This window comes from Paenibacillus farraposensis, assembly GCF_020736845.1.
GTDB lineage: Bacteria > Bacillota > Bacilli > Paenibacillales > Paenibacillaceae > Paenibacillus > Paenibacillus farraposensis.
The window spans coordinates 204,858-219,481 of sequence record NZ_JAFFQR010000015.1 but is presented as its reverse complement, the minus strand read 5'-3'; the positions used below and the strand labels follow the sequence as shown (position 1 = coordinate 219,481).

Below are 14,624 nucleotides of genomic sequence, written 5' to 3'. Positions count from 1 at the left end.
GCGCAGGTTGCAGGCCGCTACATAGCTTAAAATAGCTTTAAAAAAATAGGGCATCCCCTGTCATAGGTTATTCGCGTCTCTGTCCTTTTGCCTGAGAGTTTAAGCAGATGTTCTCTGCGGTGCACCTTCGGCGCCCAATTAAGGGTCTCTCCAGAGTTCTGTCCGTTTACGGTCCTGCTTGTTGCTGTACCAGCCAAGCACCTGAGAGTTTTGCCCCTTCGGTCGGAACGTTCGTTCCATCTCCCGCAAACATCAACCAGACATATGAAATTGTTTTTTATTATACAGAAAAATTTCAGATTATTACAAGTGAAAAATTTGTGAAGCCCTCTGGGGTGCAATCACCGGCCTACAAATCAAAGCGGGCAGGGCAGAGCGCATCCTTACGGTGTTCTCTGTCCTGCCCGTCCAAGGCGATATCAAGTCAATCAACCATTACAGTTCTTCACCATTGGTTGCAATTACATTTTTGTACCAGTTAAAGGAGTCTTTTTTGGGAGCATTTGAGCGTGCCATTACCGTCATCATCCAGATCAACATAAATAAATCCGTAGCGCTTGGACATCTCGAAAGTCGACATGCTTACAAGGTCGATAGGCCCCCAGCTCGTGTAACCGATCAGGTCAACACCATCGGCAATGGCTTCCTTCATTTGGGCAATATGCTGGGGCAGGTAATCAATGCGATAGGTATCATGCACAGAACCGTCTTCTTCCACCTAATCATATGCCCCCAGGCCATTTTCCACGATGAATAGCAGCTTTTGATAGCGGTCATAAAACGTATTCTTGCCTTTGGCACAATCCTCTGATGTTGCTTTTGCGACATGATCCATTTTTTCTTACATAATGAGACAAGTGTTACAGCTAAAATTGGAAATATCATTTATACTAATCGTTATATTGTAAAAAAAGGAGGATTTCTGTGAAAAAAGCATATATCGCCGGATTAAGTGTCATTGTATTGCTTCTTATTGCCATTGCGATTTCTGCTGTATTCAAATTTCAGGGCCTGGAGCAAGTGATTCAACAGAAAGACAAAGAGATTCAAGCGAGCAAAAGCAATTATCCCGAAATCTATGATTATTTAAATGCGGTTACCATGGATGGTTTTAAGAAACTGATCCAACAGGATCAAAGTGTGTTCGTCTATGTCGGCAGACCTAGCTGTGGTGACTGCAACCGCTTTGAGCCGAAATTTAACAAGATGATCGAAGAATACAATCTGGGCTCGAAAATTACATTTTTGAATGTTCATAAAATTCATCAGGACAAGCTCCAATGGAATAAATTCAAAGCGGATTACAACGTTAAATACACCCCTACTATTGCGGAATTCAGACAGGGCAAGATGGTTGATAAAATAGAATGGACACCTGAAAAGGAACTCAGTACGGATGCTGTAAAAGAGTGGCTGATTTCCAAGAAGCTTATTCAATAAGCCTCGTACTTCGTATTCACATTATACGAACAGGCTGTTTATACGAAAAAAAGGTATTCACGCTTTTAACGCCTGAATACCTTTTCTTGATATATACAAATCAGCTGCTTAAAAAAATAGTTCTTCCCTCTTCCCAACTCCCTACTGTTGGTCTATTTATAAATATCTGGGTCCCGATTTGGAAGCTACATGCGCGTCGACCGGATTGGGGAACTCATATCGGCTGATATCTGTTTCCGATACGATATGTCCGATTTGCGACTCGATGAATTCCAAATCCCCTTCTACTGCCCCTATAGAATGCTTTGTACCAGGTTCTACCACGATGACCTCACCGGGGCTGACCTTCTGTGTCACGTCATTAATACAGACACTGCCGGTTCCTGAGACGATGGTCCAAACTTCTTTACGGAACTGGTGCTCATGATAGCTGATAAATCTGCCAGCCGAAATGACGACACGTTTGGTAACCGTCTGTAATCCATCTGCCGCTTGCTGGTGGGATAATACCGTTTGTTTCCCCCAGAAGCGCTCTTCAAAACGCGGGCCGATTTCAATTTCCGCTACCATTTCTTTAATGCCTGTCGAAGATTGTCGATCCGTTACGAGTACACCATCCGGTCCGGCAACGACGATAATGCCCGGAACATTCCAGATGCTGACCGGAATCTCCAGTTCATTGATAATATGCGAGTCGTGTGAAGCTTCTGAAATATAGCCGGGTCCGCTTAGCTCCGAGCTCATTTCCCGTACGAGCGAGTCCCAGGTTCCCAGATCCCTCCACTCTCCATGGTAAGGAAGCACAGAGAGCTTACGTGTATGCTCGACAACCGCAATATCGAAGCTCGTTTTAGACATGTCTGCATAATTTGTCGAAAGTGATTCATACTGCGGCGGGAAGCCTTTTTGCTCTAGTATGTCCAACAAAAAACCAAGTCTGAAAGCGAACACCCCGCAATTCCATAAAGCTCCTTCGCGAATTAGCGCTTCCGAACGGATGAGATCCGGCTTTTCAACAAATGAGCTCACCCTATAAAATGACTGATCAGGCGAAGGGGATGACGAAGGCACGATATATCCATATTTATCTGAAGGCTCAGTCGGAGCAACGCCCATCAGTGCGATATCGCTTCCTGATTGCTCTAAAATAGTAGGAAGTCTGCGCAGATGCTCAAAAAATTCATCTCCCGCATATCCGTCCACTGGCATGACTCCTACAATCTCGTCGCGTGAGGCACCTGCAACGTCATGCAAGTAAGCCGCAGCCAGAGAAATGGCTGGAAAGGTATCACGCTGGGCAGGCTCCTCTATGACCACCACATCCTCCCCAATTTGTCCTCGAATCAGCTCAGCCTGAGTTCCACTCGTAGAAAAATAGGCCTTATCAGCCAAATTTGCTTCTTCTAGTTGCCGCCAAATCCGTTGCAGCATGCTTTCGGGACGTTCATCATGACGCAATATAGAAAGAAACTGCTTGGGACGGTTCACATTGGATAAAGGCCATAACCGTTTACCCGAACCTCCGGACAATAAAATCATTCGCAAAGATGTAACCTTCTTCCTCTAAATTGTTAATTTTCTATTATACAAGACTATTTATTTTCCGTATTTTTGCCGAATACATAAGTATATAATATTTCGGCAAATGCATGTTTACGCAATGTAAATGCATGTTTACGTAATACAAATACAATTTTGTTCCCATAGGAGATGTCAGTTATGTCTATAAAAATACTCATCATCGAAGACCAAAAAAGTTTGGCAGATATGATCGCTCTTCATCTTAAGGAGGAAGGTTATCATACTGAACTTATCCATGATTCTAAACTAGCAATTTCTACACTTATGCGTTTCAAGCCGGATATCATTGTGACCGATCTGATGTTTTCCGGAAGAGCCGAATTTGCACTGATCAGCCAAATCCGTCAATTTTCTATGGTTCCTATGCTGATTATCTCTAATAACAATGTGCTGAATATCAGAATAAGGGCTCTGGATGACGGAGCGGACGACTTTTTATGTAAGCCCTTCAGCCTGAGAGAGTTGAATGCCCGTATCAAAGCCTTGCTGCGCCGCAGCGGCAGAAGCATCCCGACTGAGTCGCAAATCATCACCCAAAAGCGTAAAAAGGTAAGAGTTTGGGTGAATGATTACCGTCATAGCCTGCTGGTCGATGACCGGGAAATTGAAGTTACTCAAATCGAATTTTCCATTATAAAAGAGATGTCCTGTAATCCAGGGAAAGTCTTTACCCGAAGCGAGCTGATGGATCGGATCAAAGGTAGGGATGGTGCTTATCTGGATCGTACCATCGACGTACATATTTCCAGCCTTCGCAAAAAAATAGAACGTGACCCTAAAAATCCTCAACATATTCGTACCGTCTGGGGCAGAGGCTACAAATACGAGATTTAGCCATCTCATAGCTACAAGATTGCACGAGCAGCTTGCTTCTTATGAAAGGTTTCGCTTTTTCCAGCGCTGGTAGGGAAGAAAACAAGCTGCTCCGCCCAGTAACCCGATAATGAACAGGAGCCAGCCAAAACGGTAGGCGGAAGCCAGAATAACGACAACTTCCCCGTTTCCGTTGCCACTCGTAATAAATCCAGTAGTCACACCATTCACAGACAGACGAGCACGCTGATTCTCATCTCCCAGCCTAAACTCCCATAGCGGGTTTGGTGACTCTGTCTCACGAATCAGCACCTGTTGGCGTGTCGGGTTATATAGTGTAAAGCTGCGCTCCATGGAATTTCTACGAGTAGCCTGAATGTTCCCTGAAGCATATGGAGCTACAAAAAAGGTCTCCATATCCGTGCCCTCAAACAATGTAAATTGATCTACCGTAATCATCGCTTGATAAGGAATGATAGAGTAATTCTTCATTTGAAATAACCCCGATTGCTTCTTATCCGCATGTGCCAGAATCTGAAACTGCAAAAAGGTGGCTCCTGCCGGAGCCTTTACAATCTGATCATAATGATTCCATTGTTCCTTGTCTCTTTCCTCCACCTCGTCAATATAGGAAGTTTTGATAATTTGCGAGGCTTTATTCAAGAAAATGACCTTCATATGCCGGCTTCCAACTTGCTCTGACCGTGCATCCAGCTGCACAGCATACTCTTGCAGTGGCTCAGCCTTCATTTTCCGGGACGCATAAATGTTCCAGTCACAGGAATAGCTTGGGGCGTAACGGATAGACAGCTCCTTCCCTGTTAATGTCAGGTTCGTCTGACCGGGGCGGATATCTGCCACACAGCCTACATTGGTGCTTAATGATTCTCTCGCGTCTTCTACAGGCATAGCCGTCACTTCCTGCCCCGCCATTCGGTGAATATCTGCAAAATTACTCAAGGATGGCACCTGACTATCGAGTATAAGGGTTAAACGGTACTTTCCCTTGGACAAAAACAGATTTTTAAATTCGACTCGTCCATATTCGTTCAGCACACCGGGAACATAAATGATTTGCTTGGAGAAACCATCCGGATTCGGCGCCGTTTCAATGACCTGGTTTTCCGATGAAGAGGTGGCGGGCAAGCGCTTATACTGCTCATCTGTGCGAATCGTTCTGATCAGCACTTCTCCTGTCGCTTTATTCACCCACTTCATCGTTAGTGACCCATGATATCCTGAGGGTAAATTGGCCAGAATAGCTGTGGAGTAAGTGCCTGTTTTGACGACCTCCACATCTCTGCTTAATGTGCCCTTCTGATAGCTGATTCCCCGCCCCATACTAAGCCGCGGGAAGGCCCGTTCCGTCTGAACATTTCCTTGGAGTTTAAAATCGTTTTCTGCCTCCAGGGTAAAAAAGAGCTTGCCCCGCTTCAGCGCCTGCTCTACCGGAAAAGATAGCTCGTCTAGCTGATCTGCAGGTACAATGGCAAATTGATTGACTGCATTAAAGCCCTCCAAGTTATTAACCGTGACCGAAGAGTCTCCTTTGGGGAAGACATGCTCTCCCAGATCAACCCATTGGAATTGGTTCAAGCCTTCATCACGGGTCACAATATCAACTTTTCTATCCGGCAGTGTGACCTGCAATTTCCCGCCCGCCTTATTCATAAACACTCTGGCATACACACGCGAGGTTTGCGGCTGGTCCAATTTTTTATGCATGGTAAAGGCGTTGGGCTTGCTGTATTTTCCCAAATCGCGCATCTGGATATCATGAATCCACCAGTAGTTTTTTTGCTGTGGACGCTGCAGGGTTAACAAATCCATTCGCATCCAGTAGCTGCCGGGCGGCGACACATATTCTCCGTAAAATTTTACACTGTCAAAATTGTATTCCTCCGAAGGCGCTACGACATAGCTAACCCCCAGCTCACGCATTTGCTTGTCATAAAATCTCATTTTTACATGCATTTTGTTCGTCCCGCGACCAGATACCGTGATTTGGAACTGGTACGGATTATTCTCCTTGGCTTCCAGCAAACCGGATCTGGCGACCTGCCATATATTACTCGGATCTCCCTTCATAATCTCGCCGTGCAGCGTCGGCACATCATTCAATCCCTCACGCGGATTAGCCTGTACACTGAACAACTGTGGATTGTCGGGCTTAAAAAAGGTTTCGCTTCGCAGCATAGAGTCAAAATCCAGGACTGTTTTCCCTTCAATGCTGCTCATCTGATAAGGGGCCACATCCAGCTTCTTGCTGGCAAAGGTGACAGCAATCCCCGCATCCATTTCCATATCGAACGGAAAGTTCCGTATATTTTGGGAGGATAAATACCACAGCCATTCGCTAGTCGAAGCAAAGGTTTTGGACCATTTCAAAAACGCATTGCCATCCTCAATCGCGTCAAAAGGCTTCAGGTAATCCTCAGCCGGAAGCTGAGACAACAATAAATCATTAAAGGAGGCGGCTTCCACATAATCCCCTTTGTTGACTGTCTGAATGGTGTTTAGCTCCGGCTTTAACGCACTGAACAATACCCCGAAACGGGTAAAATCAAAGCCCGGCAGATGGCTGTAGCTCTCCAATCTACCAAACCCGTAGGGTGTCACGATTTTACTCGTAAGGATATTCATATAGGGTGGTGCCTGATCTAGATTAAATATGGAAAAAATCCCGTTTTTGTAGGCACGCTTCAATCCGCTCTGAGCTTCCAATTGCGATAGGTGAAAATCCTGACGCTTCTCCTGCCCTACGTATTCATCATGGTAGACCAGCTGGTTGATTCCGAAGGCAGAAAACAGCTTGTTCAATCGGGAGCTTAGTCCATTGTCCATGATATACTCCAGAAAGTTCATATAGTATGTAATCCCTGGATCATTCCCCTCATGGTGGAAAATGGTGTTTTTGGGAGAAGAGTATACCTGGAAATCTCCGGTTGCCTTCTCGTTTGCGGTTTTCCCTTTATTCCACTTCGGCGTGGCTACTCCGTTATAGCTTTGAATCATATTATCGGCAATCGGGAAGTACAATGCCTTGCTGTCATAACGATCCGGGTCAGTCAGCTTTTCAGCCATGAGGCTGTAATCTTTTGGGACTTGAACCGGCTTGTAATACCCTTCAATGAACTGGGTACGTAAGGGAGCAAAATACACACCGAGACACAAAACGACAATGACCACCGCCAGTCTTTTATACAGGCGCTGCAACGGCGATGATCCGAACCATTCTATAAACTGAATCACACCAAAGGTGAGCAGCACCCCAAAGTTAAGCGCAAGCAGACCAATAAATTTGTTGGGATCACGAAAAACCGAGCCAATCACTGGGGTCTTCGTCACCAGAATGACAAACCACTTGGCAATGGACGGAAACGTCGTTCCGGTAGCTGCGACTACAAACAGCAGCGTAAGCAGCGAAAAGATTAAAATAATCGGATTTTTATGTGAACGTGTCACCATCGCATAGCTGATCAATAACAGCAAAAATCCCCCGCCTGCATAAAACATGAAAGGCAAAGAGGAAAAGGAAAACATAGGCCACCAATAGCTTAATAAATAAACGACATTATGCAAGCTGCTGTTACGGCTGAACAGAGACAACGTATCCACGACGTTGATATTGTGCTGGGACGCCTCAGCGCCCATCAGCATGCTGCCGACATACAGAGATAGCCAATAAAAACTGAGTAGGCCAAAAAAAACGCCGAAAATAATGCCTTTGCGCACAACATTGACGTATATCGCCTGTACATAATCGCGGCCGGCTTTACGGTGTGTCCAGGTCAGCTTGATCAATAGCAGCATGGCGAACAAGCCCAAATAAATCAGGCCGAAGAAAAAATAGTGAATCGCGGCCGCGCTAACAGTGAACACCGCAGCCAGCAGGAACAGGTCGATCCAGTTCCGCTGATACAGCTTGTGAGGATTGTAGTCTTTAATTTGTTGAATTTGAAACTTGGGATCCACCGCACTGAAAAAGAATCGCAGCATTAACGGGAACAAACTGTATCCACAGAGCAAATAAATATGCTGGATGCGAAAAATAACCCACGGATTCAGCGCATAGAACAACGAGCCGGCCATAATGGCAAAAATCCGGGTTTTCGTAAAGCGCGGTGAATAATACACACTGACCAGCCGCTTGGCAAAGGCATACATTGAAAATGCCGAAGTAAATAACAGACCGGTGATAAAAGATTTCAGCAAAACCGGCCCGCTTTCGCCAAATAACAATGAAAGCCCATAAAACGGCAAAATATACAGAATGCGTGGTGCATTGAACAAGGTCGAGGTAGACCAACGTTCGTTCCATACACCCGTTATTTCCTCCAGATATCGATGAGAGGTGGCTCCAAAGGCAATATCGCTAAACACAATTTGTCCTGGCCCATAGATGGGTGCAAGATATGCAACGATCGCAATCAGCATCAACACTATTGCCGCCATATCATAGCGATAGCGAAATATCCATTTTTTCATGCTTGGCCCCCTCTCTTGAATTTCTCGTTGATCTCTGTCGGCCATGATCTTTGAAATTATCTTCTTAAGCTAACGATCGCCTGCAAGCCCTGATCCGTATTGCGCAGCTTTAGACGACCGCCGATCGTCTTCAGGTATTCATCCATATGGTACAGGCTGAACGTGTGCTCCTGCGAGCTTTGGGAATAATCTGGCTGGAAATAGCTCCAACGCTTTTTATCATCAATTCCACCGCCCGTATCCTCAATGATAATCAGAATTTCCCCCTCTTCCAGGCGTGAACTCACCTTGAGAACTTGGGACTGCCGCTTGGATCTTATACCTGTCCGGCTTCGCTCCTTATTTTCCACCTGGTCTTCGCCTTTGTTCATCGCCTGTACTGCATTTTCCAGCAGTCCCTGAATCGTTTTGTACAGCATCTGCGCTTGTGCTGCAATCGATGGAACAGGCTCTTGGCGCAAAATCACTTGAATGTTCTTCATGTTTAGCGAACGGTTCGCCCATTTTAGCGATTCGGACAATACTTCATTCATGTCTGTGAACCTAATTCCGCTATTATCATGCATCATCTCTTCCAGTATATCTCGCAAGGTACGCACGCCTGTCAGCAGCTCCCCCAGTGACGATTCCTGTCTGAGACGGCCCTGGATGAAATTTTCATTTAACTCCCGAAAATACTCCAGTTCCTTATGGGATGCCCCTTTGCCTTGGCTGGAGGAAGCCTCAAAGCAGTTTGCCAGATCATGATAGAAGCCCAGCAGCTTCAAATCATCTCCGCCTGTCAGACGAGCAGTCTGCTCTTGCAGCTCCTGCAGCCGTTGTTCAACCGTCTGCATTAACGGTAAATAATAGGTATCCTGCTGCTGCCGCAAATCCTCATCCCGCCGTCTGTCGCGAATCTGGTTATTTACGAGGGTATCCTTCACAATCCGTCTGCGGAACTGTACGAACATGACCCACAGCATGATTAATACCAGAGCCATAACCGTCCACAACTGTTTGCGAAAAGAACTGATCCGCTGAGCAATCTCCTGACTGACATCCTCAACTGATATATAAAGCGCCTCTTCCCCAATGCGGCTGAAGCCGATACCGTACCTCTCTCCATTATCCTCGATAACACCCGTATTGCCCTCCAGCATCTTGCGGGTGATGTTCGTGATATCCGTTCGATTGATATCGGATGTATTACGGGAAGCCACGACCTTAAATTGATTATTATAAAATAAAACCTCATGCTGGTTAACTGGTTTACTTTTAATGATTTCACTAAGCATATCAGCGTCAACCGTACGCACCATAAAGCCGCCCGTTTGTGCCCCTTGAATCCTGCATACGATAAACTGGGCCGGCTTATGATCCTCCGTCACAGACGGGCTAACGGCGCAGCCGTTTTGCAGCCATTTGATCTGCTGTACCGCGCTTTTCATCTGACGATTATTCCGTCCGGCAAGCACGCGATACTGTTCATCCAGCACATAAAAGGACCCGGTATCACGCTTAAACTCCTCGGGGAACTGGCGTTTCCCCTCGTTTAGCATATCTCTGCCCAGACTGGACGATAGCTCCTTCAGTTCAGCCTGCCATACGCCATAACGCTCGGTGATACTCGCAGATAGTTCCTGTACCTCATGCTGAAGCTGCTCGTTCTGAATTTCCGTCAACTGACTGCTGAATTGCCGCATGACAAACCACTGGAGTACGGCAGCCAAAAAAACAGTCACACACAGAACGACCAGGTACAGGATTACCTTTTGCCAACCCGGTTTCAACAAAGCCCATTGCTTCATGCTTCCCTGTCCTCTCCATTCTGTTCAAAACGGCTCAAAATAGCTTGCATCAGGCATTCCAACTCGTAGCTGATCAGCGGTAGCCGTGCACACAGCAGCCGGGGAGTCCGGCGCTGAAGTGCGGCAAACCTTGCAGCCGTTTCCGGTGTCCCGTCCGTCAGCAAAATCAATTCGCATGTTTTTGCAATATATAAGCGATCCAGTTCTTCTTCACTGAATTCACGCAGATCAACGATGTAAATATCATGACGATCATCCATGTGCTGAAGTGTCCGGGAGACGGTCAGGGTCACACTCGTATGCCGGGCAGCATGATACTGATGGAGCAGCCGCATGCCTTTTTCCCAGAGCGCATGTTCAACTGAATCGAATCGTTCACAAAAGATACGCAACGCCCGTTCTGTATTGACATCTTTCAAAAATGCCAAAACGCTGATATTATACATGTAGTTCCTCATTTCTTACTTCATGATTGGAGTTGCGCATTCCTTATGACACCCCAAAACATTCTATTTGTGGACGATAGTCCGATGGTTTTGTCCCTACTCGAGCGGACACTAGCGAAAGAAACATTCACCCTACATACCGCTCACACACCTAAGGAAGCCTTGCAGGTGCTGAAACAGCACCCGATAGATGTAGTGGTATCCGATCTGCTCATGCCAGGCCTGGATGGGCTTACGCTCCTTCGTATGATTAAGAAGGACTATCCGTATATCGTACGGATCATTTTGTCAGGCCATCTGCATACGCAATCCATTTTAGCGGCGATTAATCAAGTTGGCGTATTCCGCTTTTTGACGAAACCGCTGGAGCTGGATAACGACACGCTGAAAAAAACACTGTACGAGGCGCTGGATCAGGCTCAGCTCAATCGAAGCAGCCTGTATGCGGACCAGGACCTGGCTTCCAACTTGTCGGCCTTTATAGACAGCATTCTGAATGCTCCGTACCGACCTTATGTGCTGCTCAATGATCAGCATATCGTAACGGCTGTACATGCTGCGCTGGCTGAACTGTATCCTGTGGGCAGCTCACTTGGTGATCCTGACCATAAAGGCATTCAGTTAACCATGCATTCACTGTTTATACCGTATGACGAGTCGGAATCTTCCGATCCCGACTTGTACACAGTAGACACGCTGACTGTAGGACATTCATCTCTACGCCTTATCCGCCTTAGCGAGATCGCCTGAGTGACGGTTGCCGCCTTTTAACACGGCGGCAACACCAATCACAGTTAGACAGATATACATCCACAGCATGCCCGCCGTCAACAACGGGTGACGAATATACCTCTTTACATTCCCCCATGTATACAGCACCGGACGGAAGAAGTACCAGCGCTCCAGCGCCTTTCGCAATCCCCCCTCTTCCGATGACATCGTACGATCCATCACCGAAAAATAATAGGCTTTTTTACGCAATACATCCTGCAGATATACCTGTTTTTCGTCATGATATACCCGTGTAAATACCGCCCGGCGAATGACTCCGCCAGCCTCTATATAGCGCAAAGTCGGCTGTATTTCTTCGAAGGCAATTTGCTCTGCATTAAAGCCGCCTGTCGATTCGTAAGCGCCCATACGCCAGAAGCGTGCCGCTTCAATAGAGCGTTTTCCCAAGCTTTCACCTGCGTTATTAATCACATTTCGCTCGAAGACTTTCACTTTGGAAAAGAAATTGTCCGCTTCCGAGTACGCTTCCTCAGGAATAACCAGGGCTCCGATATCCTGATGATCGTCGAAAAAGTCGATGCTCTGTTGAATCAAATGCTCGGCCAGGATCATATCGGAATCCAATACAAGTATGTATTCGGCACCCAGCTGCTGCGCTTCCTCGACCGCCTTTACTCTCGCGACTCCCCGCTCCCCATGCGGAAGCTCCAATATCGTAACAGGTACTGAACTCCCTGCTGACAGTGTACGAATCACCTCCACCGTCCGGTCATCCGAACCATCATCAGCAATTACGATATGCAAATCCTTGTAATTCTGTCCCATACAGCTTCGCAAGCATGGCTCTATTGTCCGTTCATTGTTGTACGTGGAGAAGAGAATGACCACTTTGTCCACTCTGTTCCGCCTCCTCTATCCAATTTTCCAACAGCTTCTCAAATACGGCCGCCGTATGGTCAAAATGAAATCTCAACGCATACTGATACGCCCGCTCACGAATGGCCATGTAGTCTTCTCCGCCCTTCGCTGCTCTTTCCATTTGTTCAGATAAACCCCGGATATCGCCGTGAAAGCACAGATACCCGCTTTTCCCGAAATCCGTTGCATCTACCAACCCGGGTGAATTGCTGACAATGCTGGGAGTCCCGACAGCCGCCGCTTCCGTAATCGTCAGCCCCCAGCCTTCACGCAGGGATGGAAATACAAGCGCATGGGCCCGGCTCATCAGTTCCAGCTTGTGCTCTGCTGAGACGAACCCGAAAAAGGTAATATCCGCTTGCGATTGCCCTTGCTCATCCGGCTCTCCGTAAGTCAAGCCATACCGCTTCATAATCGGCACCAATTGTTCTGCCACATAAGTTTTATCGGTTTTTCCGACGATCCACAATACAGCCTGCGGAAATTTTTTCTTGAGCCGCCCAAAGGCTTCAACGACCAGATCAATCCCTTTATATTTTACAAAGCGCCCGGCGTACATAAAGGTCGGACTTGGCTCCTTCGGTAAAAATTGCTCACGCGGCCAGTGGTCAAACTCAATTCCCTCAGGTAAAAGATGCACGCAATCTGGGTGAAACCCCAGCTTAAGTAAATCATACCGGGTAGATGGGGAAACGGTAAGTGTACGATCCTTGCGGGCCAGCTTAAGCATCAGCGGCTCCATATGAAATCCGATCACATTTAGCGGGAATTTGGCATTTTCAAACCATATTTCCCTTGTCAGCTGATGTATAAAAAAGATACGCTTGGATGACTCTACCCAAAAACGGGTAAAGAACTGGTGCGTATTCGCCTGATTAATGACATAATCTATCTGGTTTCGATGACGGCGATAATAGCGCATGGCATAGTAAATGACGCTGAATATATTCCCTTTTCGGATATACGTAATGCCGTCTATCGTTTCCTGTTCCGGCAATCCCTCAAATTGGGGCGAAAAATGAATAAACTGAAAACGGCCTTGCTGTGAGCGCTTGAGCATTTCATGAGTGAAAACTTCTGCTCCTCCGCTTTTAGGTGAACAAATGTCACGCCAGGATAACAATAGAACTATGATTTTACCGTCCTGTTCACGTATTGTACTCATGGAGTGAATCCCCCTTTATCTTTATTTTAAATAAATAGATATAAGCATCTGCCACAAAGTAGAGAGACATGGCTCCGTACACCACAAGCTCGGACAGCAAAAAATCGGAAGGCTTATTGTGAACCATATGAAAGGCTGTCAGTAAAGTGGCCGCCCCTGCCAATAAGCTGATCATCGATTTGCGTCTGCCTACCAATACATGCATATGGACAAAGAACAGCACGATCGAGAACAGCCAGTACACCCATCCCCCCAATGGTATAAACACTTCAGCCGATTGATAGGAAGATCCGAATAATACGGGAATAGATGATGGGAACACAAAGGTCGTACCTACATATACACAGATAGCTGCCACGGCCATTAATCCGCCATAAATGGCGATCAGCTTGCCCAAGGCTTGACGGTCATGACCATTCGCACCGAGCTTTGGAATAAAAGCAGCAATCAAGCTGTACGAAACGTAATAGACCAATTGGCTGTACTTTAGCGCAATAGCATAGCTGCTGGCCTGTTCCGGGAAATAATGCTGCACATACAGCATGTCAATGGAGATACAAAACAAAATAAATAGATTCGTTATGAGGCTATTCGTAAAATCCTGCCCTAGTGATTTCCATAAACCAGAAGGTAAACGTTCTCCGCTGTTGCTGAATAAAGACAGGCCCCGGGCCGAAACGATCCAGCCGTGAAGCAGTGACAGCAGCATCCCCCCACAGCTCGCAAGCAGCAGCGCTTCCAGCTTTAGCCCCATTGCAGTCAGAGCAAAAAACAGGCCCAGCTTCCCTAAAACTTCAATATAGTAGTTCACATTGAGGGCCAGCATGCGCTCCCTGCCCTGCAAATCTCCACGGCAAGAGCTTACGAGAACATGCAGCCCTACCAAGCTGTACAGCATGAACAGAGGGCCCGATCCGACGCCTAATAATGAGCGCAGCAGTGGATGACAAACGGCCAGGATGGCTATGGAAAGCACGGTGAGCAGCAAAGGGGCTTTTAGCAAAAGAGAACCAAGCCGTAAACTGCGCAACGGCAGCTTGGGGTCTTCCTTGGAAATCAGCTTGGCGGTTAATAGCTGAATGGATAAGCCCACAACGGACAACAGTGCAAAGAGGGCCAGCAACGCATTGGCCTGACCATAGGCTTGTCCGGTAAGATACCAGCTCGCTGCGATGTGGAAGAAAAAATTAAATCCGTTCAGTAGCACATTAAATAAGGGAAACATCAACGGGCGCAATCGATTATTCATGT

The 14,624-nt window shown here is 46.7% G+C and carries 10 protein-coding genes, 1 pseudogene and 1 riboswitch; of the genes and pseudogenes, 3 read left to right on the top strand and 8 right to left on the bottom strand.

Translation table 11 applies throughout. The features are described from left to right. Positions 1–69 precede the first annotated feature (69 nt). Positions 70–164: riboswitch (glycine riboswitch) on the bottom strand. A 271-nt stretch (positions 165–435) separates the two neighbouring features. Further along, a pseudogene (locus tag JO375_RS04015) lies at positions 436–787 on the bottom strand (family 1 glycosylhydrolase); the annotation flags it as partial. 137 nt (positions 788–924) lie between these two features. Here JO375_RS04015 and JO375_RS04010 point away from each other — a divergent pair. Continuing rightward, on the top strand, positions 925–1,440 hold the full coding sequence (locus JO375_RS04010) for a thioredoxin family protein (protein ID WP_229523240.1): 516 nt from the start codon (positions 925–927) through the stop codon (positions 1,438–1,440). 156 nt (positions 1,441–1,596) lie between these two features. Here JO375_RS04010 and JO375_RS04005 read toward each other — a convergent pair whose 3' ends face one another. Further along, positions 1,597–2,979, bottom strand: a complete 1,383-nt coding sequence (locus JO375_RS04005; RefSeq protein ID WP_229523299.1) for a sugar phosphate nucleotidyltransferase — start codon at positions 2,977–2,979, stop codon at positions 1,597–1,599. Between the two features lie 180 nt (positions 2,980–3,159). Between JO375_RS04005 and JO375_RS04000 the strand changes: the two genes are divergently transcribed. After that, positions 3,160–3,855, top strand: a complete 696-nt coding sequence (locus tag JO375_RS04000) for a response regulator transcription factor (protein WP_229523239.1) — start codon at positions 3,160–3,162, stop codon at positions 3,853–3,855. A gap of 39 nt (positions 3,856–3,894) precedes the next feature. Here JO375_RS04000 and JO375_RS03995 read toward each other — a convergent pair whose 3' ends face one another. The 3 genes from JO375_RS03995 to JO375_RS03985 are packed head-to-tail and all read right to left on the bottom strand — an operon-like array spanning position 3,895 to position 10,558. After that, the gene (locus JO375_RS03995) at positions 3,895–8,322 is read right to left on the bottom strand and encodes a hypothetical protein (RefSeq protein WP_229523238.1); all 4,428 of its coding nucleotides are present in this window, start codon (positions 8,320–8,322) and stop codon (positions 3,895–3,897) included. A gap of 56 nt (positions 8,323–8,378) precedes the next feature. Beyond that, entirely contained in the window at positions 8,379–10,112 is a 1,734-nt protein-coding gene (locus tag JO375_RS03990; RefSeq protein ID WP_229523237.1) for an ATP-binding protein, read from the bottom strand. Further along, positions 10,109–10,558 (bottom strand): hypothetical protein, encoded by a 450-nt coding sequence (locus tag JO375_RS03985; protein ID WP_229523236.1) that lies wholly within the window; start codon positions 10,556–10,558, stop codon positions 10,109–10,111. Before JO375_RS03985 ends, JO375_RS03990 begins: the two co-directional genes overlap by 4 nt. Before the next feature lie 45 nt (positions 10,559–10,603). On the opposite strand from JO375_RS03985, the gene JO375_RS03980 reads away from it, so the two are divergent. Next, positions 10,604–11,308 carry a response regulator gene (locus tag JO375_RS03980; RefSeq protein ID WP_229523235.1) on the top strand — a complete coding sequence of 235 codons (705 nt, stop codon included), beginning with the start codon at positions 10,604–10,606 and terminating at the stop codon, positions 11,306–11,308. On the opposite strand, the gene JO375_RS03975 is transcribed toward JO375_RS03980, so the two are convergent. The 3 genes from JO375_RS03975 to JO375_RS03965 are packed head-to-tail and all read right to left on the bottom strand — an operon-like array spanning position 11,276 to position 14,622. Further along, positions 11,276–12,187, bottom strand: coding sequence for a glycosyltransferase family A protein (locus JO375_RS03975; RefSeq protein WP_229523234.1), 912 nt, complete (start codon positions 12,185–12,187; stop codon positions 11,276–11,278). The genes JO375_RS03980 and JO375_RS03975 overlap by 33 nt on opposite strands. Then, the gene (locus tag JO375_RS03970) at positions 12,147–13,373 is read right to left on the bottom strand and encodes a glycosyltransferase family 4 protein (RefSeq protein WP_229523233.1); all 1,227 of its coding nucleotides are present in this window, start codon (positions 13,371–13,373) and stop codon (positions 12,147–12,149) included. Before JO375_RS03970 ends, JO375_RS03975 begins: the two co-directional genes overlap by 41 nt. Then, positions 13,357–14,622: an MATE family efflux transporter gene (locus JO375_RS03965; RefSeq protein ID WP_229523232.1), complete on the bottom strand. Its 1,266-nt coding sequence runs from the start codon at positions 14,620–14,622 to the stop codon at positions 13,357–13,359. The genes JO375_RS03970 and JO375_RS03965 overlap by 17 nt, the downstream gene beginning before the upstream one ends. Between the last annotated feature and the right edge of the window lie 2 nt (positions 14,623–14,624).

Coding starts and splice junctions, on each gene's coding strand:
- JO375_RS04005 (WP_229523299.1), bottom strand. CDS start 2,979: ATGATTTTATTGTCCGGAGGTTCGGGTAAACGGTTATGGCCTTTATCC.
- JO375_RS04000 (WP_229523239.1), top strand. CDS start 3,160: ATGTCTATAAAAATACTCATCATCGAAGACCAAAAAAGTTTGGCAGAT.
- JO375_RS03995 (WP_229523238.1), bottom strand. CDS start 8,322: ATGAAAAAATGGATATTTCGCTATCGCTATGATATGGCGGCAATAGTG.
- JO375_RS03990 (WP_229523237.1), bottom strand. CDS start 10,112: ATGAAGCAATGGGCTTTGTTGAAACCGGGTTGGCAAAAGGTAATCCTG.
- JO375_RS03985 (WP_229523236.1), bottom strand. CDS start 10,558: ATGTATAATATCAGCGTTTTGGCATTTTTGAAAGATGTCAATACAGAA.
- JO375_RS03980 (WP_229523235.1), top strand. CDS start 10,604: ATGACACCCCAAAACATTCTATTTGTGGACGATAGTCCGATGGTTTTG.
- JO375_RS03970 (WP_229523233.1), bottom strand. CDS start 13,373: ATGAGTACAATACGTGAACAGGACGGTAAAATCATAGTTCTATTGTTA.
- JO375_RS03965 (WP_229523232.1), bottom strand. CDS start 14,622: ATGAATAATCGATTGCGCCCGTTGATGTTTCCCTTATTTAATGTGCTA.